Annotated in this window: 23 protein-coding genes; 15 read left to right on the forward strand and 8 right to left on the reverse strand. The window is 57.1% G+C overall.

What is annotated here, in order from left to right; translation table 11 throughout:
- Positions 1-48 precede the first annotated feature (48 nt).
- From IY73_RS01855 to IY73_RS01865, 3 genes are all read left to right on the forward strand, one after another.
- Positions 49-816 carry an SIR2 family NAD-dependent protein deacylase gene (locus IY73_RS01855; RefSeq protein WP_053961565.1) on the forward strand — a complete coding sequence of 256 codons (768 nt, stop codon included), beginning with the start codon at positions 49-51 and terminating at the stop codon, positions 814-816.
- Positions 817-825: 9 nt separating this feature from the next.
- Complete coding sequence (locus IY73_RS08285) at positions 826-1,443, forward strand: hypothetical protein (protein ID WP_148417473.1); 618 nt, start codon at positions 826-828, stop codon at positions 1,441-1,443.
- 104 nt (positions 1,444-1,547) lie between these two features.
- Positions 1,548-2,600 carry a zinc-binding dehydrogenase gene (locus IY73_RS01865; protein ID WP_053961567.1) on the forward strand — a complete coding sequence of 351 codons (1,053 nt, stop codon included), beginning with the start codon at positions 1,548-1,550 and terminating at the stop codon, positions 2,598-2,600.
- A 160-nt stretch (positions 2,601-2,760) separates the two neighbouring features.
- Here the strand turns inward: IY73_RS01865 and ychF are convergent, their stop codons facing one another.
- Complete coding sequence (ychF, locus tag IY73_RS01870) at positions 2,761-3,840, reverse strand: redox-regulated ATPase YchF (RefSeq protein ID WP_053961568.1); 1,080 nt, start codon at positions 3,838-3,840, stop codon at positions 2,761-2,763.
- A 56-nt stretch (positions 3,841-3,896) separates the two neighbouring features.
- Here ychF and IY73_RS01875 point away from each other — a divergent pair, with 56 nt between their 5' ends.
- From IY73_RS01875 to IY73_RS01895, 6 genes are all read left to right on the forward strand, one after another.
- Positions 3,897-5,507 carry a sodium-dependent transporter gene (locus IY73_RS01875; RefSeq protein ID WP_197736899.1) on the forward strand — a complete coding sequence of 537 codons (1,611 nt, stop codon included), beginning with the start codon at positions 3,897-3,899 and terminating at the stop codon, positions 5,505-5,507.
- Positions 5,508-5,656: 149 nt separating this feature from the next.
- Positions 5,657-7,285, forward strand: a complete 1,629-nt coding sequence (locus tag IY73_RS01880) for a sodium-dependent transporter (protein WP_053961569.1) — start codon at positions 5,657-5,659, stop codon at positions 7,283-7,285.
- Complete coding sequence (locus tag IY73_RS08030) at positions 7,282-7,401, forward strand: methionine/alanine import family NSS transporter small subunit (RefSeq protein WP_082345304.1); 120 nt, start codon at positions 7,282-7,284, stop codon at positions 7,399-7,401. The genes IY73_RS01880 and IY73_RS08030 overlap by 4 nt, the downstream gene beginning before the upstream one ends.
- Before the next feature lie 98 nt (positions 7,402-7,499).
- A complete protein-coding gene (locus IY73_RS01885) occupies positions 7,500-9,062 on the forward strand; it encodes an AI-2E family transporter (RefSeq protein ID WP_053961570.1) in 1,563 nt (520 codons plus the stop codon).
- A gap of 132 nt (positions 9,063-9,194) precedes the next feature.
- Positions 9,195-10,289, forward strand: coding sequence for a DNA recombination protein RmuC (locus tag IY73_RS01890; RefSeq protein WP_053961571.1), 1,095 nt, complete (start codon positions 9,195-9,197; stop codon positions 10,287-10,289).
- 24 nt (positions 10,290-10,313) lie between these two features.
- Positions 10,314-11,738 carry a DUF6542 domain-containing protein gene (locus tag IY73_RS01895; RefSeq protein WP_053961572.1) on the forward strand — a complete coding sequence of 475 codons (1,425 nt, stop codon included), beginning with the start codon at positions 10,314-10,316 and terminating at the stop codon, positions 11,736-11,738.
- A gap of 120 nt (positions 11,739-11,858) precedes the next feature.
- On the opposite strand, the gene IY73_RS01900 is transcribed toward IY73_RS01895, so the two are convergent.
- Positions 11,859-12,800, reverse strand: coding sequence for a 4-hydroxy-3-methylbut-2-enyl diphosphate reductase (locus tag IY73_RS01900; RefSeq protein WP_053961573.1), 942 nt, complete (start codon positions 12,798-12,800; stop codon positions 11,859-11,861).
- A 228-nt stretch (positions 12,801-13,028) separates the two neighbouring features.
- Here IY73_RS01900 and xseA point away from each other — a divergent pair, with 228 nt between their 5' ends.
- Positions 13,029-14,288, forward strand: coding sequence for an exodeoxyribonuclease VII large subunit (gene xseA, locus IY73_RS01905; RefSeq protein ID WP_053962647.1), 1,260 nt, complete (start codon positions 13,029-13,031; stop codon positions 14,286-14,288).
- Positions 14,272-14,547: an exodeoxyribonuclease VII small subunit gene (locus tag IY73_RS01910; RefSeq protein ID WP_053961574.1), complete on the forward strand. Its 276-nt coding sequence runs from the start codon at positions 14,272-14,274 to the stop codon at positions 14,545-14,547. The genes xseA and IY73_RS01910 overlap by 17 nt, the downstream gene beginning before the upstream one ends.
- A gap of 64 nt (positions 14,548-14,611) precedes the next feature.
- Here the strand turns inward: IY73_RS01910 and IY73_RS01915 are convergent, their stop codons facing one another.
- Positions 14,612-15,457, reverse strand: coding sequence for an alpha/beta fold hydrolase (locus tag IY73_RS01915; protein WP_053961575.1), 846 nt, complete (start codon positions 15,455-15,457; stop codon positions 14,612-14,614).
- A 363-nt stretch (positions 15,458-15,820) separates the two neighbouring features.
- Here IY73_RS01915 and glpX point away from each other — a divergent pair, with 363 nt between their 5' ends.
- Positions 15,821-16,852, forward strand: a complete 1,032-nt coding sequence (gene glpX, locus IY73_RS01920; RefSeq protein WP_237025130.1) for a class II fructose-bisphosphatase — start codon at positions 15,821-15,823, stop codon at positions 16,850-16,852.
- Between the two features lie 40 nt (positions 16,853-16,892).
- Here glpX and IY73_RS01925 read toward each other — a convergent pair whose 3' ends face one another.
- Both IY73_RS01925 and glyA read right to left on the reverse strand, forming a co-directional pair.
- Positions 16,893-17,816, reverse strand: a complete 924-nt coding sequence (locus tag IY73_RS01925; protein ID WP_148417474.1) for a LysR family transcriptional regulator substrate-binding protein — start codon at positions 17,814-17,816, stop codon at positions 16,893-16,895.
- Complete coding sequence (glyA, locus tag IY73_RS01930) at positions 17,809-19,119, reverse strand: serine hydroxymethyltransferase (RefSeq protein ID WP_053961577.1); 1,311 nt, start codon at positions 19,117-19,119, stop codon at positions 17,809-17,811. Before glyA ends, IY73_RS01925 begins: the two co-directional genes overlap by 8 nt.
- 101 nt (positions 19,120-19,220) lie before the next feature.
- Between glyA and coaA the strand changes: the two genes are divergently transcribed.
- Positions 19,221-20,153 carry a type I pantothenate kinase gene (gene coaA, locus IY73_RS01935; RefSeq protein WP_053961578.1) on the forward strand — a complete coding sequence of 311 codons (933 nt, stop codon included), beginning with the start codon at positions 19,221-19,223 and terminating at the stop codon, positions 20,151-20,153.
- A 116-nt stretch (positions 20,154-20,269) separates the two neighbouring features.
- On the opposite strand, the gene IY73_RS01940 is transcribed toward coaA, so the two are convergent.
- Together IY73_RS01940 and mca are read right to left on the reverse strand one after the other, a co-directional pair.
- On the reverse strand, positions 20,270-21,085 hold the full coding sequence (locus tag IY73_RS01940; RefSeq protein ID WP_053961579.1) for an isoprenyl transferase: 816 nt from the start codon (positions 21,083-21,085) through the stop codon (positions 20,270-20,272).
- An 88-nt stretch (positions 21,086-21,173) separates the two neighbouring features.
- A complete protein-coding gene (gene mca, locus IY73_RS01945) occupies positions 21,174-22,076 on the reverse strand; it encodes a mycothiol conjugate amidase Mca (protein ID WP_053961580.1) in 903 nt (300 codons plus the stop codon).
- A 165-nt stretch (positions 22,077-22,241) separates the two neighbouring features.
- Between mca and greA the strand changes: the two genes are divergently transcribed.
- Both greA and IY73_RS01955 read left to right on the forward strand, forming a co-directional pair.
- Complete coding sequence (gene greA, locus IY73_RS01950) at positions 22,242-22,739, forward strand: transcription elongation factor GreA (RefSeq protein ID WP_053961581.1); 498 nt, start codon at positions 22,242-22,244, stop codon at positions 22,737-22,739.
- A gap of 118 nt (positions 22,740-22,857) precedes the next feature.
- Entirely contained in the window at positions 22,858-24,717 is a 1,860-nt protein-coding gene (locus IY73_RS01955; RefSeq protein WP_053978744.1) for an acyltransferase family protein, read from the forward strand.
- A 304-nt stretch (positions 24,718-25,021) separates the two neighbouring features.
- On the opposite strand, the gene IY73_RS01960 is transcribed toward IY73_RS01955, so the two are convergent.
- The gene (locus IY73_RS01960; RefSeq protein ID WP_053961583.1) at positions 25,022-25,963 is read right to left on the reverse strand and encodes a Bax inhibitor-1/YccA family protein; all 942 of its coding nucleotides are present in this window, start codon (positions 25,961-25,963) and stop codon (positions 25,022-25,024) included.
- Between the last annotated feature and the right edge of the window lie 54 nt (positions 25,964-26,017).

A 26,017-nucleotide genomic window follows, 5' to 3' on the forward strand; every position in this document is an offset into this window, starting at 1 on the left:
GTATATATTTTCGCCCCCAGCGAAGATTTCTGTTCTAGCATGAGAACTATGACTGACCAGCAAGTTCTCCTCCAAGAAGCACAGCGCCTCTGCGCTGATGCCGCTCACGTCGCCATCCTTTCTGGTGCAGGAATATCCGCCGAATCAGGGATTCCCACATATCGCACCTCCCAAAGTGGCCTCTGGGAACAGTTCGACCCACAAACTCTTGCCACCCCAGAGGCATGGGCACAGGACCACCAGATGGTGTGGGCCTGGTACCTGTGGCGAAACTCGCTTGTCCGCGACGTCCAACCTAACGCCGCCCACCAGGCCCTTGCCCGCTGGGAACACTATGCCGACGTCCGTATCTGCACCCAGAATGTAGATGACCTCCACGAACGAGCAGGGTCTACGCAAGTTGAGCACGTCCACGGCACACTTTTCCATTTCATCTGCTCGGAATGTCGATCCGACTACCCCCACCCCGTCGATATTCCCAGCGAGGAAGTGCTACGCGCAGAACCACCTGTCTGCCCCTACTGCGGTGCACCCATCCGCCCGGACATTGTGTGGTTTGGAGAAATGCTCCCCCACATTCCTTGGGAACGCAGCGTCGCTGCCGCAGAACATTGTGATGTGTACCTCACAGTAGGAACATCAGCGGTAGTCCAGCCAGCCGCAACACTTCCTCGCATCGCCGCCCACGCAGAAAAACCCGTCATCGAGATCAACCCTGCTCGCACGCCAGAATCCTCTCTCTGCGATGTCAGCCTCCGGATGAGTGCCAGCGAAGCCCTCCCCCTCCTCCTCGCCGCGCGGAAAGCTGCCGCGTAGGCTAGCGCTATGACTGAAACTGCCGCCACCTTGTGGCCATGTCCCTCTTCCTTCCCCACTGAGCTATGGCCAGTTGAGGAGCTGTCGTCTATCGACCCTGCTCCTTCCGAATGGGTGACGGTATACGACCTGAGCTTGGGTGCGGGGCGAGTACGGTCCCGGCAATGTGGGGTCACCGACAATGCATCGAAGTCGACCTCTATCCCCGAGCTGTTTGCCAGCATGGGCGCATCCCCCGGATGTAAGGAACCCCAAGTGAATGTTCTCATGCCATTCCTCTGGTTCTGGGATGCTTACCCTCTCCCCCATGAAGGATGGAATTATCGTGACGACAGTGGCACCGACCGGCCTCTTCTCCGCTATTCCTGCACGCCAGTATCTGACGAGTGGAATAACTGGTGTATCGAGGTGAGGGGCGACGAGCTTCGTCATTATCTAGCTATTCAGGGAAAAATTGCTATTTTCCACTGTGCATTTCGGCAAGTTTCCATGCGAGAAGTTGCCTTAGAGTTTTCGGATAGTTTTCACAAAGAATGGGCTGACCTGCTATTACAGGTTCAACCATGTGTCATCGACGGAGTTCACTCCACAGAGGTAGGGCTTTCAGGCACGTATTTCGTGCGCTAGCACAGATTCCGATCATGATTCTAGACATATCTATGCGCATATGTGATTATGCTCATATTTAGGAGCGTCGATACAGAAACCGACGCACAAACAAGGGATCCATGATGACCGAAACTATGCTCGCAGAGCGTTTTCACGCAGCGGATCGCTCGATCTCCCTTGAGGAAATCCCGATCCCGCACCCCGGCCCCGGCGAAGTACTCATCAAAGTTGCGTACTGCGGTATCTGCCACTCCGACCTCAGCCTTATTAGCGGTGCATTCCCCGCTAGAGTCCCTGTCGTCACACAAGGCCACGAAGCCTCCGGCACCATTGTCGAACTTGGCCCTGGTGTCACTGGATGGAAGGAAGGAGACCGAGTTATTCCCTCTGCCGGCCGCCCCTGCGGTAAATGCCGCAAGTGCCGCCGTGGAGCCTACACCGACTGCCTCGACCTCCACCTCATGTCTTTTGCCTACGACGGAGCCTGGGCAGAGTACCACGTGGCCCAGTCTGCGGGCCTAACAAAGATACCCGACAATGTTCCCATGGATCAGGCTGCTCTCCTCGCAGATGCCGTATCTACCCCCTACGCAGCAGTAGTGCGTACCGGCCATGTCCACATGGGTAATTCAGTGGCAGTCTGGGGCGTTGGTGGTGTCGGCGCACACCTCGTCCAACTCTCCAAGCTGGCCGGTGGTGTGCCTGTTATCGCCATCGACCTCAACGACACTGTCCTGGAACGTGCAAAGCGGCTCGGCGCGGACTACACCCTCCGCAGCGATGATCCTGACCTGATGCAGAAGATCGAGGATATTACCGATGGACGCATGATCGATGTCGCCTTTGACGCCGTTGGCATCACTCCTACCCTGCGCGCCTGCGTGGCGTCTCTCGATGTTGACGGACGCGCAGTCTCGGTTGGCCTCTCCGCCCAAGAAATTGACGGTGGCCCCTTCCTCGACTTTAACCTGCACCGCAAGCAGATCCGTGGCCACCTCGGTTACAAGAGCCAGGACATCGCCATGCTCGCAGAGATGCTGTCCTATGGACGGCTGGATCTTACTGAGTCGGTCACTAAGGTCATTCCACTGACTGACATTAAGCAAGGTATCGACGACCTGAAGAACCACCGCGGTAATCCCATCCGCATCCTCGTCAAGCCCGGAGAGGATTAATTATGCCGAAGTGGATCTCCCACCCGCTCATCCCCCCTGAGGCATAACTCCCTCGCAAACATTGTCTGCCGTACGCACAGCTGGGGTGCTGCCACTTCACGCGTGGCAGCACCCCAGCTGCTTTCTATAACTGTTCGCCGTGCGCTAGGCCGTGCAGCTGCTACACATTGAAACGGAACTCGACGACGTCGCCTTCCTGCATGACGTAGTCCTTACCTTCCATGCGAACCTTGCCGGCAGCCCGGCAGTCATTGATGGAGCCATGCTCAATGAGGTCGTCGTAGGAGACAATTTCGGCTTTAATGAAGCCCTTCTCGAAGTCACTATGGATGACGCCAGCCGCCTTCGGAGCAGTATCGCCCTGGTGAATCGTCCACGCTCGGACTTCCTTCTCCCCGGCAGTGAGATAGGTCTGGAGACCGAGCGTGTGGAAGCCAGCCCGCGCCAGCTGTGCCAAACCGGGTTCATCCTGGCCAATGGACTCCAAGAGTTCAAGGGCATCCTCGTCATCCAGCTCCACCAGCTCCGCCTCCACTTTGGCGTCCAGGAAAATGGCCTCTGCCGGCGCTACCTGCTCGCGCAGTTCCTGCTTACGAGCCTCGTCCGTGAGGATGGACTCGTCCGCATTGAAAACATAAAGGAAGGGTTTGGTGGTTAGCAGGTGCAGTTCGTAGAGGAGATCCCCCTCAACCTCATCTGCACGGGAAAAGATCGTGTCCCCGTTTTCCAGGATCGCCTGCGCCTTCTCCACTTCCGCTACCTGCTTCTTCAGGGACTTGTCCTGCTTTGCCTGCTTGGCGAGACGCGGCAGCGCCTTCTCGATGGTCTGCAGATCCGCAATGATGAGCTCGGTTTCAATCACCTGAATATCATCAAGCGGGTCTACCTTGCCTGCCACGTGCACCACGTCGGGGTCACCGAAAACGCGCACCACCTGGCAGATGGCATCCGAATCGCGGATATTAGCAAGGAACCTATTGCCCAGGCCTTCGCCCTCCGAGGCGCCCTTCACAATGCCGGCAATGTCGACGAAGGACACCGTGGCCGGCACGATGCGCTTAGCGTTAAACATCTCCTGCAGTTTGGGAAGACGAGCATCCGGCAACTCCACCACACCGACATTGGGTTCGATAGTGGCGAAGGGGTAGTTCGCAGCCAGCACATCGTTTTTGGTTAAGGCATTAAAAAGGGTCGACTTGCCTACGTTGGGCAGACCGACAATTCCAAGAGTAAGGCTCACGATTCTTCACTTTACCTGGTACCCACGCAATCGCCTCTACCGCTATTGTTACAAGAGTGACTGCAGTAAACACAGACCACTCAACGCCTGCTTCCCGCGAGACGTTCTCCCGTCGTTCAGTGTTCATTATGGCGGCTATTGGATCTGCCGTAGGCCTTGGCAACATCTGGCGCTTCCCCTACGTCGCATACCAAAACGGAGGCGGTGCCTTCCTCATCCCCTATCTGTGCGCACTGCTCACTGCCGGCATCCCGCTGCTCATCCTGGAATACTCCTTGGGGCATCGCTACCGTGGCTCCGGACCGCTAGCTTTCCGTCGTATCAGCAAATGGGGTGAATTCGCCGGCTGGTTCCAGGTATTTATTGCTTTTCTCATTGCCCTTTACTACCCAATCATCATCGCCTGGGCAGTCCGCTATATGGGCTACAGCTTCCGCCAAGAATGGGGTAACGACCCGGCACGCTTCTTCAACGAATCCTTCCTCCATAAAGCAGCAGACGGCTTTGGACTCCACATGGTGCCGAACCTCCTCATTCCCCTCCTGCTGGTGTGGGCTGTCATCGTCATCGTCATGGCTCTCGGGGTAGAGAACGGCATCGGCCGCCTTAACCGCGTATTCGTGCCTGTCCTCGTTATCCTTTTCGCTTCCCTCGTTATTCGCGCGCTCTTCCTGCCCGGCGCAGCTGAAGGCCTCAATGTGTTTTTCACCCCGAAATGGGAGTCTCTCCTACATCCAACAGTATGGATTGCCGCCTACGGACAGATTTTCTTCTCGTTGAACGTCGGCTTCGCTGTCATGATTACCTACAGTTCCTACCTCAAGCGCAAAACGAACCTGGTGGGCACAGGGTACGTGGTGGCTTTCGCCAACTCGTCCTTCGAGGCGTTGGCGGGTATCGGTGTCTTCGCTACCCTGGGCTTCCTCGCAGTGAGTTCTGGGCAGCAGGTGGGTGACGTCGCGGAAGGCGGCATCGGTCTAGCCTTCATCGCCTTCCCCACCATCATTTCGCAAATGCCCGGCGGCACCGTGTTTGGCGTGGTGTTCTTCGGATGCCTCGCCATCGCTGGTCTGACCTCGCAAATCTCTGTGGTGGAGGTGTGCATTGCCGCCATTCGGGATAAATTCGGCTTGGCCCGCTGGGCTGCCACTACCGCCGTCATTCTGCCCCTCCTCATTGCCTCAATCCTTCTCTTCCCCACCACCACTGGTTCCAGTACGCTCGATATCTTCGACAAGTTCGTGTGCTCCATCGGTATTGTCAGTGCCGCCATTGTCGCTATGCTCACCATCAGTTGGGGACTCCACCACCTCCCCATCCTGCAAACGCACCTCAATGCCCTCTCTTCCCGTCACGTAGGGTGGCCATGGCGGTTCTGCGTTTCGCTACTCACCCCCGCCGTTTTGCTCATCATTCTGGCTACTGAAGTCCACTCCATCGTCACAGAGGGATATGGGAACTACCACCAGTGGGCACTGCTCGCCTTCGGTTGGCTGCCCATTCTGTGTTTCTTCATCATCGCCCTCCTCCTGCCGCTTCTCCCCTGGCCAGCTGCCGCTGAAGTAGACAAAGGTGCGGTTCGCCGACCCGAAGAGGACTGCGCACAGAGACGCCACAGTGAAACTCACGATGAAGGAAATGCTGTCACCCAGGATCCCCCGGCATAAGATAGAGCGGGGTTTTCCTCTTTTACAGGAGCGGCCTGCCTAACCCACTTAGGCTCCCCTGCTCGTGTAAAGGTCTTTTGTCCGCCACCATACGTTGAGAGAACGCACTCGTGACGAACCCCGTGTTCTCCCGACCCGTCAGGATATGCATGAGTAGTAAAGCACCAGCCCAGCGCGAGACTTTCTCCAAGCGCTCAGTCTTCATTCTGGCGGCCATCGGCTCGGCCATTGGCCTTGGTAGTATTTGGCGTTTCCCCTACGTTGCGTACCAAAACGGGGGCGGCGCTTTCCTCATCCCCTTCCTGGTAGCGTTGCTCACCGCAGGTATCCCTATGCTCTTCTTAGACTACGCATTGGGGCATCGTTACCGCGGTGGCGCACCCCTTACCTTCCGCCGCTTCACCAAACGAACTGAAGCATTAGGATGGTTCCAGGTCGGCATCTGTTTTGTCATCGCCTGCTACTACTCCGTTATCATTGCGTGGTCCTGCGCCTACATGGTGTACTCCGTGAAGGAAGCATGGGGAAGCGACCCCGCTACCTTCTTTAACCAGGATTTCCTCCAAGCTCAAAGCTCTCTGAGCGTAGATTTTGTCCCGGCCGTCCTGATCCCCCTCATCATCGTCTGGGTCATTACCGTCGGAACTCTCGCCTTCGGTGTGCAGAACGGCGTGGGCAATATGTCCAAGTTCTTCGTCCCGTTGCTCGCTGTACTCTTCCTCATCCTGGTCGTCCGCTCTCTCTTCCTGGCAGGTGCTGCTGACGGCCTGGAGGTGTTCTTCCACGCAAACTGGAACTTGCTGACGGACGGCAAAGTGTGGATCGCCGCCTACAGCCAGATCTTCTTCTCACTCTCCGTGGGCTACGGCATCATGATCACCTACAGCTCCTACCTGAAGCGGCGCACCGACCTTGCGGGCTCTAGCTTGGTTGTTGCTTTCGCTACCACGTCCTTCCAGGTTCTCGCTGGCATCTGCGTTTTTGCCGCACTTGGCTTCCTCGCTCATCAGCAAGGCACGAGCGTAGACAACGTGGCAGCCAACGGTATCGGCCTGGCGTTCATCGCCTTCCCCTCGGTCATCTCCCAAATGCCGGGTGGCCCGATCTTCGGTGTTCTCTTCTTCCTTAGCCTGGTGCTGGCTGGACTTACCTCCTCCATCAGTCTTGTGGAAGTGGTTGCCGCTGCCTTCCAGGACAAGTTCGGCCTGCGACGTGTTCCGGCGGTTCTCATCACTGGTATCCCCATGACCATTATTTCCGTTGTCCTCTTTGCCACCACTTCAGGCGTCAACGTTCTTTCGGTGGTGGACAAGTTCATTAACAACGGCATTGCTCTCAACGCACTCGTTACCTTGATTCTTATTGCCTGGGTCTACCGGCGCGTCGAAGAGCTCCACAAACACCTCATCTCGGTGTCCTCCCTGCCAGTTGGTAAATGGTGGAATGTGTGCATCTCCATCATCACGCCGGTTGCACTGGCCTGGATGCTCTTCGTCGAGTTCTCCAACATCATCCGGCACGGCTACGACAATTACCCCACCTGGTTCCTCGCTGTTTTCGGCTGGGGCAGTATTCTCTTCGCACTGGTGTTTGCCGTTGTCCTGACCGCTTTCAAGTGGAATGACCGGGTGGTGCATCTGGATGGGCCACTCTTTACTCCCGAATTGACCACTGAATATCAGCATCCCTACTACCGGCAATGGCTAGCAAAGCATCACCCCGAGCAACTGAATGTTGCTCCCGCAGCCGCTGCTGACATTGAGGAGGAAAAGAAATGAGCGCAGGATCCATCGTCATGATGGTATTGTTCCTCGTCATCATTTGGGGCGGTTTGCTCGCTAGCAGCATCCATTTGGTCCGCCATCCAGACACTACGGCTGACAATGACGAATAGATCACACGTACAATAGAAAAGATTGTCCACAGTACCCACTACTGATCAGTCTCTCTTATCGGAGGCCGACGGTAGTGGGTCTCACTAGAGAGTCCCGAATGTCTGATAAATCCAGCAAACCAGAACTGGCGGAGAAGGCCATCTCTGTTTTCGCCACTGACGACGGCAAGAAGACGGACTCGTCCTCTGCTGACAGAAAAACCGAGAAAAAAGAAAAAAAGGACGAGCGTGAGCATCCCTCGTCAAGGCGCATGCATGCCACCAGCCGTTCCGCTGTCATCGGACAGGACCTCCGTTCCTTGGCCATGTGGTGCCTACGGTTTATCCTGGTCGTCGCGGCCGGCTACATCCTCTACAAACTATGCCAGTTTGTGTGGGTAGGTCTGCTGCCCACCATCCTCGCACTCATCATTTGCTCCGCTCTCTGGCCGCCCGTCCGCTGGCTTATTAACCATAAAGTCCCCAGCTGGCTGGCATCCCTCGGAGCACTTCTAGTCGTACTCGGTATCGTCACCGGTATTCTTTCCGCCATTGCCCCGAGCGTCGCTTCCCAGGTAGGACCGCTATCACAAAAAACCGTAAAAGGTGTCCGCAGCCTGCAGGAATGGTTACTCGGTCCGCCCTTCAACGTCAACCAGGCACAACTCGACCGAGTTGTGGCGACCGTGACAGAGAAGATTCAGTCCTCCGCTAGCCAGATCGCCTCTGCCGCCATTAATGGAGTGTCTGCCGCCTCCACCGTCCTCGTGACTTTGGTCATCACATTGATGCTGTGCTTCTTCTTCCTGAAGGATGGATCGAAGGTTCTGCCGTGGGTGAAACGAGTCGTTGGTATGCCTGCCTCCGCTCATATCGAAGAGCTCTCCCTCCGCTGCTGGAGCACCCTCGGCGGCTTTATCCGCACCCAGGGCATTGTGTCTGCTATCGACGCCACGTTCATCGGAATTGGCATGGTGGTATTGGGTGTGCCACTCGCTGGACCATTGGCACTCATCACCTTCATGGGCGGTTTTATCCCCATCGTTGGCGCCTTCGTCTCCGGCTTTTTGGCGGTCGTCGTAGCCTCGGTGGGTGTATCCCTCAAGGCTGGCATTATTATGCTTGTCATCATTCTGGTTGTGCAGCAACTGGAAGGTAACGTCCTCTCCCCTATCCTGCAGTCCAACGCGATGAACCTTCACCCCGTGATTGTGCTCCTCGTGGTCTCCGCTGGTGGCACCCTCTACGGTATTATCGGTGCTTTCCTGGCTGTGCCCTGTGCCGCCATTATCGCCGTTATCATTCGCTACATCGTGGAGTCGTGGGATGAACGGGCGAAGATCGTGGTGAAGAAACAGCCTGCTACGCAACCCGAAACAAAGATGGCTCGCTGGCTGCGTCAGCGCTCCGGCAGTCTCCGTAACTTTGTGCAGGATGGACGTACCACCTCCCCGGCAGGGGATGGCTCCACTGCCGCTACTTTTGAAGCAGGTGCCCTGGTGCGTACTGCCACAGAGACAGCAAATGGCACAGCTCACACCAGTGACGACGACCTCATCGACACGATGATGCAGGATGACGCTACCGGCGAAATCGTGGGGCACATCAGTACCCGCAAGCCTCCGCTGCAAACCGGCATTGTCGACACCGATAAAGACGATGGGGAGAAGAAGGACGACTAGCCCTGTCTGAGCCCACACTGGAGAACGGTACTGCGGTCACTTCACCGCGCATGCCCTCCTCAGCCGCTAAAGCCTGGCTGACATCTACTGTCAGCCAGGCTTTTTGTTACACCCTTTTGGTACAACGGCACCATGAACGTTTTTGCCATCGTCGCGCTTGTGGCTGCCGGTTTACTCCTCGGGATCATCATTGGTTGGTTAGCCCGCGGAAATTCCTGGGCGAATCGCCGTGATATCACCCAGCAGGCTGTGCTCTCCCAAGAGCTACTGCAACAGCAGTCAGATTCTGTCTCTGACATCGTGCTTCCCGTCATCGCCCCCCTTGAGCAGTCCCTCAACGGTTTTAACCAACATATGGAACAACTCGAGCGACAGCGCATACACGAGTATTCTCAGCTCACCGAGTCCGTCCTCGCAATGCAACGAAGTTCACGGGCACTTACCGAAGAGACCACCCGGCTCTCCTCCGCCCTCCGCTCCCCTAATGTTCGTGGTCGCTGGGGGGAGATCCAGCTTGAACGAGTCGTTGAGCTTTCTGGCATGGCAAAGCACTGTGACTTCTCCACACAACATCAGGTGCACGGTGAGAATGGCGCACAACGTCCAGACCTCGTCGTTCACCTCTCTGGTCAACGCAGCATCATCGTCGATGCAAAGGTTCCCTTCGATTCTTATCTCACTGCCGTCAACGCCACTGACCTCACCACCCAGCAGAATGCCCGCCAAGCGTGTGTACGCGCCGTCCGTTCCCACATCGATGCGCTGGCAAAGAAGAGCTATTGGGAGGCATTCCTCTCTTCTCCAGAATTTGTGGTGATGTTTCTCCCCAGCGAACCTTTTCTGGACACAGTTCTCCAGGAGGATCCCACCCTCTTGGACTACGCGTTCTCGCGCAATGTGCTGCTCAGTACCCCCACCACGCTCATCGCACTGCTCCGTACAGTTGCACTGACGTGGCAGCATGAGACCATCACTAAGGAAGCTCACGAAATCCAAAAACTAGGCCATGAGCTGTATCAACGTATCGGAGCCGTCACCCAGCATCTCAACGCCCTGGGTATGCAATTGGGCAAAGCAGTAGACTCCTATAACTCTGCTGTGGGGTCAGCAGAATCTCGTCTGATTGTCACAGCTCGAAAGCTGGAAGGGTACGGAATTTCCGGTTCACATACCGTTACAAGTCCAAGAGAAATCGACGCTTGCCCGCGTGCAGTTTCCGATAAGTAGGTATCTTCCCGGTAAAGTTGATCTGTGCTCATCAACTACCGCGCGGATGCTTCCACGCCGGAGAGGAAACGCTCCCTTATCCGGCCGATTCGTGGTGTCCCGTGGTGGGGAGTCTTGGCAATCTATGCTGTCGCTATCATCGTGGGAATGCTGCTCAGCCTTTTCACCAAAGACTTGGGCGTTCCTTTCGCCGTCGTTTTCGTGATCTGTGCGGTAGCCTGCACAGTCTTTGCAGAATTCGACGCCCTCTTTACCGCCACAGTCATGCCGGTGTTGGGCTATACCATCGCCTACCCACTGTTCTATTTCCTGAGCATGGTGGCGTCCGGTCAAAAAGGCTCCAAAGTAGCCATCATCAAAATCGGTATCCCGTTCGTAACCGATGTCCCAGTCATGCTCACCGCACTGGGCCTTGCCGCGGCCGTTGCTATCGTCCGGATCGCCTTCATGGTGGTCAACCACGGATGGAGCTCTCTCTGGATTGTCTCCCTCTTCATGAAGAAGGAGTCCACTAGGACATCCCACCAGGACGCTTCCGGCGCGACTGGCACTGATAAACCCAAGCGCACACAGTCCGACACCTCACCCTCCCGCGCTGGCCATACCCCCGCCAATGGCTCCGCGGCAAAGAGGACAAACGAAAGCCGCGTACGGGACGTAGAAAGCACCCAACGTTCTACCTCAGGCACCCAGCGGCGCCCGCTGGCAGCATCCGGAGCATCGGTGTCCTCCGTCTCAGCGTCCTCCGAACGACGTACCAATACACCCCGGCCCCGCCCAATGGCCCATTCTCAGGGAGCAACCATTCCGCGAATTGCTCATCCTGCGGGGGAGGCTTCCGGCACTCGGCAGTTCCACAACTACCCCGGCTCAAATGGTGGCCCACAGCGCCGCCGTCGTGGCCCCCTTACCCCGGAAGAGCGCCAACGCCTCGCCGCCATTGTGGCGGCACGCCGGCAGGGCCTCGACCCTCGTGATCCCCGTGTCCAACAGGAGATGGCTCGCCGGCGTGCCGCCTTCCGCAATGCTGCGGACGGTGTTCCGGGCCCCCGGCGCCCTTACCGGCCGGAAAACGGCACTTCTCGTGATGAGCGCGCAGGTGCCTGGCCCTACCCACAACGTGGAAACCGTCCCCCATATGTAGGAAACGGAAGTGTTGAAGCAGACGACCCACGCATGCTACGGCGTCGCCCCGGCCCCGGCTCTGTCGCTGGACGACCCCCCTACGGGCCCACCGGAGCAACGGCTGATGGACGTGGTTACGCCCCACAAGGCCGGGCACGACGCACTGCCGACCGCCCCTACCCCGATCCTCGTATGGATGGCACGCAACGGACACCGTACGGGAATGCCAGTGGCTACGAGCGGAGCGCAGCTGGTGGCCCCTACCGTCCTTACGGAGATCCACGCCAGCACGGCGACACAACGCGTGGGCGTTCCACCCGCTAGCGCCCTTTCTTATCGCGCCTGTTCCATTCCTGTTAGACGTTTGTCGGACTCTCTGAACGCGGGCTAGCACAAGTCGACTAGGCGTTTTCTGCCCAGCTCGTCTCGTTTCGGATCAGGCCGTCAGCAGCCAGCGGCTTTGCGGATTTCCGGGGGAAGCTGGAAACTCATGTCTTCCCGCACCGTCTCAACTTCTTCAACATGGTCGAAGCCCTGCCCAGAAAGGTAGGCGACCACTTCTTCAACGAGCACCTCGGGTACAGATGCACCCGAGGTGACTCCGACTGTCTCCGCATCTTCCAGCCAAGCATCATCGATTTCATGGGCATAATCCACCAGATAGGACTTCTTTACCCCAGCTTGCTCTGCGACTTCCCGCAGACGCACTGAATTAGAGGAGTTCCGGGAACCCACCACAATGACGACATCGCATTGCTCCGCCATCGCTTTCACCGCACCTTGACGGTTCTGTGTGGCGTAACAAATATCGTCGGACGGAGGATCGCTAATTTCAGGGAAACGATCATGAAGAACCTTCACCGTGTCTTTCGTCTCGTCCACACTCAGCGTGGTCTGCGAGAGCCACACTAGGCTACTGGGATCCTTCACCTGGAGTGCAGCCACATCCTCCGGCCCTTCCACTACATACGTTTGCTCCGGTGCTTCACCAGCCGTGCCCTCTACCTCTTCATGGCCACGGTGACCGATGAGGATGATCTCCTTACCGTGCTTGGCAAACCGACGGGCCTCGCCATGGACTTTCTTCACCAGCGGGCAAGTGGCATTAATCGTAGTGAGATTGCGTGTCTTCGCTTCTTCCATCACAGAGGGTGCGATACCGTGCGCAGAAAACACCAGCACAGACCCTTCGGGAACCTCATCCACCTCATTGACGAAGATGGCTCCAGCCTCCGTCAACGTATCGACAACGTGCCGATTGTGCACGATCTCTTTACGAACATAAACGGGCGCTCCATAGTGTTCCAGGGAAAGTTCAACGGTTTGAACAGCGCGGTCAACACCGGCGCAGTAGCCACGGGGTGAAGCAAGCAGAACCTTACGCATTCTTCTAGCCTACGGGTTGATCCCCCGCTTTGGCACGTCTGCTCTCTACAATCGAGAGGAGACCACGAAGAAATCCGCTTTTACAGAGCGCGCACTACGAGGACCCTACGGAGGTGACGGATGAATCCACGCTTCACCGCGCATAGCTCCACTGAACGGAGCTTTACCGAACAGAGTTCCACCGCGCAGCACGCGGCCACGTCCGCCTCCAGCGGCCGTACGCCAGCGATGTCCGCAGATCACCCATACCCGGTGCGCGAGGTGTCCTCGCTCGTCGCATCCTGGATTGATCGACTGGGCGACGCCTGGGTGGAAGGCGAAATTACGCAGTTGAAACTTCGCCGTCAGTCCTACTACTCCTACTTTTCGCTAAGGGATCTGGCAGAGACAATCTCTCTGCAGGTGACCTGCCCGTCTCGTCTACTTACTGATGGCCTCATTGGAGAAGGCAGCCGTGTTATTGTGCACGGAAGTTTCACTCTCTACAAAGGGAATGGTTCTCTCTCCCTTATGGCAAAGGGCCTACGGCAAGCAGGCATGGGAGAGCTGTTAGCGCGTCTAGAGCGTCTCCGGCAACAGCTCGCCGCAGAGGGGCTATTTTCCAACGAGCTCAAACGCCCTCTGCCCTATCTCCCCCGGACAATTGGACTCATCACCGGCCGGAATTCTGCAGCTGAACGAGATGTCCTGTCCGTCGCACACACCCGCTGGCCCGAGGTTCAGTTTGCGGTACGCTATGCGACGGTACAAGGTGCCCGCTGTGTGCCAGAAGTAGTGGAACAATTGCGTCTCCTTGATGCGGATCCCGCTGTAGATGTCATCATCATTGCGCGTGGCGGCGGTTCGATAGAGGATCTTCTTCCCTTCTCCGATGAAACACTCGTGCGGGCAGTTTCGTGCGCTACGACACCGGTGGTGTCCGCTATCGGCCATGAACCAGATGTTCCGCTTCTTGACTATGTGGCTGACCTGCGAGCCGCGACCCCCACTGATGCTGCGAAAAAGGTGGTTCCCGATGTGGTAACTGAGCGTGCTCTGGTACGGGAATTACAGGCTCGGAATGCCCAGGCCCTCCGCCAGTGGGTGAGGAGGGAACGTGCGTTGGTCGATAGTCTGACCTCGCGCCCGGTAATAGCCCTTCCCGCAACTCTCATCGAGCCTCGTCTCCAGGAAAGTGAGCGAGCACGACAGGAGTTACAGAGACAGATGACGCTTATTCTCGCTAACGAGGAGAACCGCATCGCCACCGCCACAACTCAGTTGACTGCTTTGGGGCCCCTTCATACTTTGGCCCGTGGCTATTCCATTGTGCAGGTACAGCGACCCACCGGCGAGACTGCTGTGTTGCGCTCGATTGATGATGCTCCCCCCGGCGCGCAGTTGCGAGTTCGCGCCAGTGACGGTGTGGTGTCTGCTGCGGTATTGGGAACGCAGGCCAGCCCCCGTTTATCCACAGTAAAGGAGGCCAGTGATGGCTCAGAAGAATGACGGCCCCCAGCCTGTTGCAGAGCTCAGCTATGAAGAGGCGCGGGAGGAGTTAGTGAGTACTGTCCGGCAACTCGAGCAGGGAGGTCTCAGCCTGGATGATTCCCTGGCGTTATGGGAACGTGGGGAAGAGCTGGGGCAGCGCTGCGAGGAATTACTGGCCGGTGCGCACAAACGCATTGCGGATGCGCTGGCTGCACGTGCGACAAGCGATGACGATGATGACGCGGCGGGCAGCGCTGATAAGAGTGCTAGTACGTAACTAAGCCAGTGTACTGCCCCTGTGACGGAGCATACGGCTGTCTAGAGGGAACCCTCCCATGTTTTTAGAAGCGTTCGTGTAACCAGTTGATGAGGTCGCCTATCACTTCATCTTTGTTGATCTCGTTATAGACCTCGTGCCGTGCCCCGGGATACCGAATCAACGTCACATCTGCCAGCTCTGCAATGGAGCGGTAGCCCTCTGCCAGAATTTCTACTGCGCAGATACCGAAAGACATGGGGTCGTCCTCCCCACTCTGAATGAGCAGAGAGAAGGGATACTCGATGGGGTTGGGAAGGGGGGTGAAGAGTTTGAAGGCTTCCTCTGGCCGCTCGTACATGAAGTTCTGCAAGATGTCGACCATGTAGGGGTCGTCCCGCGCAGCTTTACGGACGTCCGGGTCACGCGTGAGCCATTCATTGGATTCGCAGTCCGGGTTATTCCGCCATTTACGGTTGAAGTCGAAGAAATCCGGTGGCACTTCGATAGGGAGGAAACTCGTTCCGGTCAATACAAGGCCTTGGACTGTACCGTTGGCGCGGAGACAATACTGCTGGGCAAGGAAGCTACCCCAGGAATGACCGATAATGATGAGGGGCAGACCGGGGTGCCGCTGTTGGATGAGGCGCCTCATTGCTTCAACGCTCTGAATCACCTTGTCATGGGCATTAGTGGGGAACCTTCCGAAGTCCCCATGCATTTTTCCTGTCACACCATGGCCGATATGGTCGGGAGCGTAAACACTGTATCCCGCTTCTGCGAGTTTGGTTGCTAGTGTGCTGTAACGCTGAGCATGGTCTCCCAAACCGTGGACGATCTGAATAACACCACGGGGTTCCTCGGCTTCCCACCGGAAATAGCACAACGGTTGGACAGATGTGGGACACACTCCCACAGCCATACTCACCATTACTATTCCTTTTGCTCTCGTTCAGATGTCTCGGACTCTAGCTTATATCGCTTCATTATTTTATCTGGATTCTTAACACGACAAAACTCCCAGGATGTTGCCGAAAAGACAAGCTATGAAGCTGAATTAGCTCAGGACCAGAAATCTCAAATAACGAGAACAATGATGATATTTTCTCATCAAAAACCCGTTCTTTATCGTTATTATTTTAATAATATTCTTTATATTCTCAACCAATTCTCGTTTTTTAGTGGCCAGAGTGAAACAATAGCTGTACACATAGTTTTCGCTCGTTTCGCTCCCTGGAGATCTCCACAGTCGTTGATTCCACGAACGAGCCTTCACACGAAGAAAGAGAGTCTCATGACCTCCCCATCCATGTTCGATGCAAATTCCCTCGACCGGAATCTCGGAATGGAACTCGTCCGCGTCACCGAATCTGCCGCCCTCGCCGGCGGCCTCTGGGCCGGCCGCGGCGACAAGATCGGAGTTGACGGAGCTGCCGTTCGCGCCATGCGGGACACCCTTAACACCGTTAATCTCCGCGGTACTGTCATCATCGGCGAAGGGGAGAAGGACGAAGCCCCGATGCTGGCCAACGGCGAAAAAGTCGGTAATGGGTGGGGACCCGAAGTCGATGTTGCCGTCGATCCAGTCGATGGCACCCGCCTCTGCGCAGAAGGCCGCCCCAATGCCATTTCCGTTATGGCAATTGCCGCAGCAGGAAGCATGTACGACCCCAGCGCCTTCTACTATATGAAGAAAATCTCTACCGGCCCGGAAGCAGCCGATGCTATTGACGTCGACGCGTCTGTCGAGGAGAACATTAAGAACGTCGCCAAAGCAAAGAACAAGAGTGTCCGCGACATCACCGTCGTCGTCCTCGATCGCCCCCGCCACGACGACCTCCAAGCCGCCATTCGGGAAGCCGGCGCCAAGGTACGCCTCATCGCCGACGGTGACGTGGCCGGCGCTGTCGCCGCCGCCAAGCACGGAAACTCCGTCGATTTGATGATGGGTATTGGTGGCACCCCCGAAGGCATCATCACCGCTGCGGCCATGCGCTGCATGGGAGGCGCCATTCAAGGCCGCCTTTGGCCCAAGACCGACGAAGAAATCGCCCGAGCCGAGTCCGGACAATACGACACCGACAAGGTTCTGCACACCAACGACCTCTGCTCCACGGACGATTGTTTCTTCTGCACCACCGGTGTCACCAACGGCGACATGGTGGGCGGCGTATCCTTCCGTTCCCATGGCGCCTACACTCGCTCTCTCGTGATGCGTGGCACCTCAGGAACTATCCGATTTATTGAAGGCTTCCATCGTCTGGAGAAGCTACAGGCACTCTCTAACGAGTATGCACGCGGTCTCCCCCAGATCGGTTCCCTCTAAAGCCCCATCACCACTACTCGCAGAAGCGGGGGACGTATCTTTAACGGCGCTTCCCCCGTTTTTGTGCAGCTCGTTTGGCGGCATGGCGGGCCGCAATGCGTTGACGACGCTGCTCCTGGCTATGTACACGATTGGACTTGATCTTCTCCCTGCGTACTTGTTTACGAGCAGCCGCTGCCGCATCAGCAGAAGTCCCACCGGTACGTGAGGACTGCGCCCGGCGCCCCCGCAACATACCGATAAACTCCTGGATGAGCTCTTCTGGGCAGTCAGCTGGACGATCTTTGAGCCACACGGCACACACCCTGGTTGCTGCATCCATTACCAACGGGCGTATGGTGCCCTCAAAGTGGCCCGCTACCTTGGCGAGCGTTTCCGGGAGAATCGCAATGCCCGTGCCCGACGCCGCATAGGTTAAGGCCAATTGTGGCTCCCCCACGGGAATAACCAGCTCGCCTCTGCCGATACGCTTATCCGGCAAGTCTGCTAGGTCGGCAAGAGTAACCTCGGAGACCAGCCCAATGTCGTGTTTCTTTCTCCCCAACACAGCCCAGCGTTCTGGGTAGAGCTCCACCACATGGGTACGCTCCACCAGGTCAGCTGGGAAACGTAGATCTGCTGCCCCGTACGAGAGGAGTTCCAGGGGTAACGGCACCTCCGCATCTTCGGCGCCATCCGTACTGCGATCTACGTTTGTCCGCACGAGTACAATGGACCAGCGTCCTGTCCGTAATCCTTCCCATTGCACGGCAGAATCTACGAACTCCCAGGACGTCGGCACGTCGGGTCGATTTTCCTGCCAGCGACGTTGCCATTTGTCCGGCTGTACCCCCATAACACAACCAATGCGCAGAAGCGCCGGGGAAACCTCAGCTTCCGCCGGCGCTTCTGTCAGCGTGGTGACGACGGTGGGGAGAGCCTCTGTAGCGGTCTCCCCAGCGCCGGTCAGTTCCACATCAGTCAAGCATCTTCCAATCTTCCAGGCCGTCGTACAGCGGAACCTGTTCGCACAGCTTGGCGACACGGGCACGCAGAGCCTCCACATCGGCATCCTTACCCTGTGCCAGAGCAGTACCAATGATGTCAGCCACCTCTTCGAATTCGGCATCGTCGAAACCGCGAGTCGCCAGAGCAGGGGTGCCGATACGCAGACCGGAGGTGACCATCGGCGGACGGGGATCGAACGGCACGGCATTACGGTTAACGGTAATACCTGCCTCGTGCAGCAGGTCTTCAGCGACCTGTCCGTCCATGTCGGAATTCCGCAGATCCACCAGCACCAAGTGGACATCGGTCCCGCCGGTCAGTACGGTAACGCCATTCTTCTGAACATCGTCGGAGAGCAGACGCTCAGCGAGGATCTTAGCGCCGCGGAGGGTGCGCTCCTGGCGTTCCTTAAACTGCGCCGACGCAGCGATCTTGAGGGCAGCGGCCTTGGCAGCGACGGCGTGCATCAGCGGGCCACCTTGCTGACCGGGGAACACGTTGGAGTTGATCCGCTTGGCGTACTCTTGCTTGGCAAGAATCATACCGGAGCGGGGACCCGCCAGGGTCTTATGCACAGTGGTTGAGACTACATCGGCGTGCGGAACCGGGGACGGGTGCAGCCCGGCTGCGACCAGACCGGCGAAGTGTGCCATATCAACCCACAGCTTGGCGCCAACCTCGTCAGCGATGGAGCGGAAGGCGGCAAAGTCCTCATGACGCGGGTAAGCAGACCAGCCAGCCACAATAACCTGCGGCTGGCACTCAAGTGCTTTCTCCCGCACCTTGTCCATGTCGATCGTCATGGTGTCCTCTTCGACACCATAGGCGTGCACCTCATAGAGCTTGCCGGAGAAGTTGAGCTTCATACCGTGGGTGAGGTGACCACCGTGCGCAAGGTTGAGGCCGAGAAGCCGCTCGCCCGGCTGCATAAGGGTAGAGAGCACAGCGGCGTTAGCTTGAGCACCGGAGTGGGGCTGCACATTGGCGAATTCGGCGCCAAAGAGAGACTTGGCACGTTCCCGGGCCAGATCCTCGATGATATCGACGTTTTCGCAACCACCGTAGTAGCGGCGACCGGGGTAGCCTTCAGCGTACTTGTTGGTGAGAACGGAACCCTGCAGTTGCAGTACGGCACGCGGGACGAAGTTCTCTGAGGCGATCATTTCCAAGGTGTCACGCTGGCGGGATAGTTCGCCTTCCACAGCCTCCAACAGCTCTGGGTCCAGCTCACCCAGAGAGAGGTAGCGCAGGTCCTTGCCCTCAAGATTCTGGTCACTCATTCGGTGGTTCACACTCCAAAAAGGTGGTTCAGGTGCAGTCTCATTCTTTGCACATCTCAGTTCCCTAGTTTAGTGCGTTCACCGGTCTATAGTTAATAACGATGCTTCAAGATCAGGTACCCAGTCCCTTCCATTGCTTCCCCCGAGAAGACTGGCACAAACTTCGCAAGTCCTGGCCGATGGTTCTCACTGAAGATGAGCTCGAGTCCATCCGCGGCTTAGGCGACCAAGTGGACCTTGAGGAGATCGCCAAGATCTATCTCCCGCTCTCGCGTTTGCTCTACTTCCAGATGCGAAATAAGAGCCTCCTGTACAACACCTCGCAGGAGTTCTTTGGCGGCATCTACGAGCAAAAGGAGTCTCCTTTTGTTATCGCAATTGCCGGCTCAGTCGCGGTAGGAAAGTCCACAACCGCCCGTGTGCTACAGATCCTCCTGTCTCGCTGGGAAACACACCCCCGTGTGGACCTGGTGACGACGGACGGGTTCCTCTACCCCACTGCGGTATTGGAAGAACGCGGCATTATGGAGCGCAAAGGCTTCCCAGAATCCTACGATCGCCGTGCCCTGTTGGATTTCCTCTCCGCTGTGAAGAACGGCGAAGAAGTCGCCTGCGCACCGGTGTACGACCACGGAATTTATGACATCATTCCGGGAGAAATGCAGGAAGTGCGCCAACCGGACATCCTCATCATTGAAGGGCTGAACGTTCTCCAAACTGGCCCGTCCATGATGGTGTCCGATTTCTTCGATTTTTCGATTTATGTGGATGCAGACACGGAAGACATTGAAAAGTGGTTCCTCAACCGCATTTTCATGCTGCGGGACACCGCCTTCCAAGATCCTACGAGCTATTACAACCAGTTTATCCGCATGTCGGATGCGGAGCTCTATGCTTTCGCACACGGGGTTTGGCAAAGCACAAATCAGAAGAATCTCGAAGAGAATATTCTTCCGACCAAACTACGTGCCGACCTTATCCTGCGTAAGGACGTCAACCACAAGATCCAGCAGGTCATGCTGCGAAAAATCTGACCCTGCGGACGTCCAGGTAAGCGTTCGGTGCTACCCCGCAGATGACGGCTGCGCCCACACCAAAGTTGTATGGTCGGTAGTGCGGTAACACCAGTGCTCGCCTCGTTACGCCAGTGTTATTTGCCGTAGCGGCGGTGACGGGACGCGAAGTCTCGCAATGCACGCAAAAAGTCGACGCGTCGAAACTCCGGCCAATAGGCATCGGTGAACCAGATTTCCGAGTAGGCCGTCTGCCAGAGCAGAAAGCCCGAGAGTCGCTGCTCCCCCGAGGTACGGATAACAAGATCGGGATCCGGTTGGCCCGAAGTGTAGAGGTGCTGACCGATAGCGTCCACCGTCACCGATTCGACCAACTCGCCGGCCGGTACACCGCGGGCGATCTCATCGGTAAGGAGCTCCTGCACCGCATCACAAATTTCTTGCCGTCCGCCATAGCCGACTGCCACGTTGACGGTGATACCTGTGCGGTGTGCGGTATTCGCCTCAGCTCCGCACAGCGCCGCCGCGATGGAGTCGGGGAGTAGGTCGATATGGCCCATCAGGTGGATGCGCCAGTCGTGGCCCGGTGCAGCAATCTCCTCGACAACATCGCGAATAATAGCGAGGAGCTCGTTGAGTTCGTCAGCGGCTCTCCCCAGATTCTCTGCAGAGAGCAGGTAGAGGGTGACGCAGTAGATACCATCAATCTCGCTGCACCATTCCAGCATCTCCACGATTTTGAGAGCACCCGCTCGGTGCCCGCTGGCCACATCGGTAAATCCAGCTTCCCGTGCCCAGCGGCGATTGCCGTCACACATCACCGCGATGTGGGCGGGTTTCGGCAAAGGCGCGATCGTGCAGAGCAAACGCTGCTCGTACAGGGGGTACAACACCGCCCGTGCCGTGTTGGCAAGAGGGTGCCGTAACCAACGCCGAAAGGCTTTGGTTCTCACCTCTCCAGGTTAACCAACTTCCGGCCTGCCGTCCCCCTCTGCGGAGCGGAAACTCTGAGTTCGGTTAGTGAGAAAGAGCACCCGCTTCTCATGGTTCTGCCACGACACTCGCGTCGACGTCGGGGTTGTCGGGGAGTTGGCCAAAAAGGCCTTCTTCTGGGAGGGTGACGGAGACACGAGTACCTGCCAATTCAAAATGCTCCCACGGCCAGGCTGCCCGTTGAATATCGAGCGGAGCAAAGAAAAACACGCTGGCGGGATCAATCTGGGTGGCGTGCGCTTGGAGAGCTTTTTCGCGGTGCCCAAAATAGTGTCCGCACGCCACTCGAGTGGTCACCCGGTCGAACCCTTTACCCTTATCCTTGCCCCAGCCTTCGAGCAATGCTGCGTACGGGCTGGGGAGGCCACGGCGTTCATATTCATCATTGATGGCGATGAAGCGTTCTCTCGTGAGGTTGCGATCGTAGTAGATCTTAAAGGGGGCCCAGGCCGTCCCGGATTGGGGAAATGCCGCTGGGTTTGCCGCCTCCCGCCAGGCAATCATGGACACCAGGTGAGTCTGGATGTGATCGGGATGCGGGTATCCGCCGTTTTCGTCATAGGTAATGATGACGTGGGGCCGGAATTCGCGAATGAGTCGCACCAGCGGTTCAGCTGCCTTGTAGGGGTCAAGAGTCGCGAAGGAGCCTTCGGGGAGCTCGGGCAGGGGATCTCCCTGAGGGAGACCCGAGTCCACAAATCCCATCCAGCGGTGCTGGACACCTAGTACGGCGGCGGAGGTCGCCATCTCTGCGATACGCACTTCGTGAAGATTCTCGAAAATTGCAGGATCTTTAATGGTCGGATTGAGCACGTCTCCTCGTTCGCCACCGGTGAGGGTAGCGACCATCACGTCATGTCCTTCATCGGCATAACGAGCGAGGGTAGCTGCCCCTTTAGACGCTTCATCGTCAGGGTGTGCATGTACGGCGAGAAGCCGATACTTTGCCATTGAGTCCTCCTTCACTGTTAATAAGTCCACACTAAATCGTAAGCGGAAGAATTGCCTATTTTGCATCTACCAGAGAAAAACTGCTGCTTGCGTGGTAGACTCAGACCGATGCGCGGCCTCTGTTAGGGCCGTGCTTGCGTATTTTTTGGAGATGGAGGACCGATTATGACGGAACCCCAAGAAACCTGGCTGACGCAGAAGGCCTACGACCGCCTGAAGAGTGAGCTCGATAGTTTGATTGAGAATCGCCCCGTTCTTGCTACCGAGATCAATGAACGGCGCGAAGAAGGCGACCTGAAGGAAAACGGGGGCTACCATGCTGCTCGCGAACAACAGGGCCAAGAAGAGGCGCGTATTCGTCAGCTCCAAGAACTCCTCGCTAATGTCACCATTGGCGAAGCCCCGGCCGAATCAGGCGTAGCTAGCCTCGGCTCCGTCGTCAAGGTGTACTACGACGGGGATGAGGACGACGATGAGACCTTCCTGATCGCTACCCGCGAAGAAGGCGGTCGAGATCCCAACCTGGAGACCTACTCCCCCGAGTCTCCCCTCGGCAAAGCACTGCTGGGCGCCAAAGTTGGCGAGACTCGCAGCTACGACCTGCCCAATGGGAAGACTGCAGAGGTCACTCTGGTCTCTGCCGAGCCCTACCACGAGGACTAGTTCGAGCTTTCTACACCACAGAAGAGTCTCGTAATGAGACTGAAGAATACTCAATAATCCGCGATAGCGGGGAAGGCCATATGACGGCTTTCCCCGCTATCGCGTTACTATTGACCTCATGGCAAACCGACCACAGTCAGCGCGACTGCGCCGCGTACCCGGTATCGACGGGCTGCGTGGTCTTGCTGTGATAGCTGTGGTCCTCTACCACTTCTTTAAACCCGCTTTTCACGGCGGTTTTCTGGGCGTGGATGTATTCTTCGTCCTGTCTGGTTTCCTCATTACGTCGCTGCTTATTCGTGAACGCGCCAGCACGGGACGCATCTCCCTGAAGTACTTCTGGACGCGACGAATCCGCCGTATTTTGCCGGCTGCCTTCACCGTCATGGCGACAGTAGCCGCTATCACCCTAGTCATTGCTGGAGACTCCCAGGTGGGTATGGGCTGGCAGATGCTGAGCATCCTCACCTTCTCCAATAACTGGGTGCAGATCGCGCAATCGCACAGCTATTTCGCGGACACCGTTCCGCAGGTGTTTTCTCACTATTGGTCGCTGTCCGTAGAAGAGCAGTTCTATGTCATTTGGCCGCTACTGTTTGTGGTGCTGTGTGCCTTGGGCTTGCGTCGGAAGCATTGGTTGGTGGTGACGAGTTTCCTCGGTATCACCTCAGCTGTGCTCATGGGTGTGCTCTACCAGCCTGGGGTCGACCCCACCCGGGTGTATTACGGTACGGATACGCATGCCTTTGGGCTTCTTGTGGGCGCATTCATGGCCTTCTGGATGTCGTCACGGAATGCCTCACTGTTGGCAGATTCTTGGCCGAAGTATCAGACCTTTGCGCGTTTCCCCAAAGTGGTGGGCTTTAACTCGGTCGTAGCGCTCATCGGGCTCTGTGCTCTCTTTGTTGTGCTCCCCGATACTGGTACCTGGACCTACCGCGGAGGTATCGCGCTGGCCTCTGTGCTTAGTGGCATTGTCCTGTATGTCATTGTCCAGGAGATCGGTCCGGTCAGTTGGCTCTTCAACAGTCGCATCCTGCGATGGCTGGGAGAGCGGTCGTTCAGTCTGTACCTCTGGCATTGGCCGCTGATCGTCATTATTTCGGAGCCCTTCCGGGCACACGGGCAAAAGCATTCCCTAATCGCCGGGTTCATCGCACTCGCAATCACTGTGCCTCTTTCGGCCTTCTGGTACCGCTACATCGAAACCCCGTTCCGTCGCCACGGGGTGGGCGCTACCTTCCGCACGTTCTTCTACCCCATGCGCCACCCTCGCAAGGCTAGCCGAAAGATTCCCCAGCATCTCACTGCCTTTCTAACCATTGTGGGCATTGCGGCGATGGCTGTGGTGTCCGGGATAACGGCACCGAAAGAGTCGGAGATTCAACGAGATCTGGAGGCTATGCGTGCTGCGGGTACTGAATTGCGACCGGGCCTGGCTCGACTGTGGGAGCCGCAGTTAGAGAAAGAGAAGCGCACAACGCCCACCGGTGATGACATTACTGCGCTGGGCGACTCGGTCATGCTGGCAAGTCTGCCGGGCCTGCAACAGGCCTTCCCGGGGATCTACGTGAATGCTGATGTGTCCCGCGCCTGGGCCTGGGCTCCTGACCATATTGCACAAATGAAACGCGATGGCACACTCGACCACTTTGTCGTGCTGGGGTTGGGAACCAACGGTAACGCGGCTCCTGGTGAAATCGACGATGTTATTCAGGAAATTGGCCCGAACCACGTCATCATTCTCGTCAGTCCCTATGGGGATCGACCGTGGATGGAAAAATCTCGCGAGCAGATCTATGCTGCGGTGAAAAAGTACGACAATATTTATCTGGCACGCTGGTTCCAGGCTGTCACAAAGAACCCAACTGTGGTGCGGGCAGACGGTATTCACCCCGGTCAAGAAGGTGGCCGCCTCTATGCACAGGCCATCCAGGACGCACTGCAGCGCTGGGTTGAGCACGGCTCACGGATGTAACGAAGACACAGGACCGTAGGATGTGCGCAAGGACAGGTGCGCAGCACAACGAATCTCACACACTAACAGGCATGTGACACAACGCTGCACAATGCCGGCTGCACCACACAACGCTGCACACAGCACTGCACAGTGCCGTAGTCTCCACTACTCTCACAGCACACAACGATGGGGGCGGCACTCGGGTGAGTGCCGCCCCCACGTCTCATAGTATGTGGACGAGTGCCTAAACAGTGCTAGAGATAGTCGTGTGGCCGGTTTCTACCGTCGGTGTTCCAGCCCCGCAGTGTGCTTCTCCGCAGTTCTAATCGCGGAAATAGGACAGAAGGCGCAGAATCTCGGTGTAAAGCCACACCAGCGTCACGGCCAGGCCAAGTGCCAGACCCCAAGCGTAGCCGGCGGGTACACCGGCACGAACAGCATGATCCACCGAGTCGAAGTCACTCAGGAAGGACAGTGCTGCTAGCACAATGCAGACGAGGGAGAAGACGATAGCGATCGGGCCACCGCTATAGAGGCCAAAAAAGTCGGGGCGACCTGCAATCAGGCTGGCCAGAAGATTGACGACGACCACTGCAAGAATGCCAAAGATGCAGCCAATGAGGATGCGGGTGAATTTGGGAGTTACCCGGATAGCGCCTGTACGGTAGACCACCAACATGCCGACGAAGACACCAATGGTACCTGCTAACGCACCGAAGATGATGCCCATAGCGGGTGAACCGGCGACATCAACGCCTGCCACGATCTGGGAAAATGCACCCACCCACAGGCCTTCGAAAACGGCATAGGAGATGGTGATCGGGGCCGACTGCATCTTCTTGCCGAAGGTTGCGATGAGCACGATAATGAGGGACGCAATTGCGCCGACGAGGAGGAGCCCCATTCCAGCGACAGGACTACGCAGGGCCACGATAAAGCTAATAATCGCGGACACAATAATGACACCCAAGGTGATGCCAGTCTTCGTGACGACATCGTCGATGGTGATGGCACGCACAGTAGTCTGCAATGGCATCTGGCCGGGCGCCTGCGCATACTGCTGGAATTCCTGCTGGACTTGCTGTTGGCCAAAGTAGCTAGCGCCCTGGGCAAAACCTGCCTGAGCCTGTCCGAATTGTGCGTAGGGATTCTGTCCCTGCTGCTGTTCGTACTGTTGTTGGCCGTAGTGCTGCTGGTAACCTCCAGCAGTATTACCTTGGCGGTTGAGCGCACCCAGTACTGGATTGCTACTGCGGAAAGCCATCGTCTGGAGTCCTTTCTAGGCGTCCATGTACTCGTTATTTACTATAACGTGCGA

This window comes from Lawsonella clevelandensis (assembly GCF_001293125.1).
Taxonomy (GTDB): domain Bacteria; phylum Actinomycetota; class Actinomycetes; order Mycobacteriales; family Mycobacteriaceae; genus Lawsonella; species Lawsonella clevelandensis.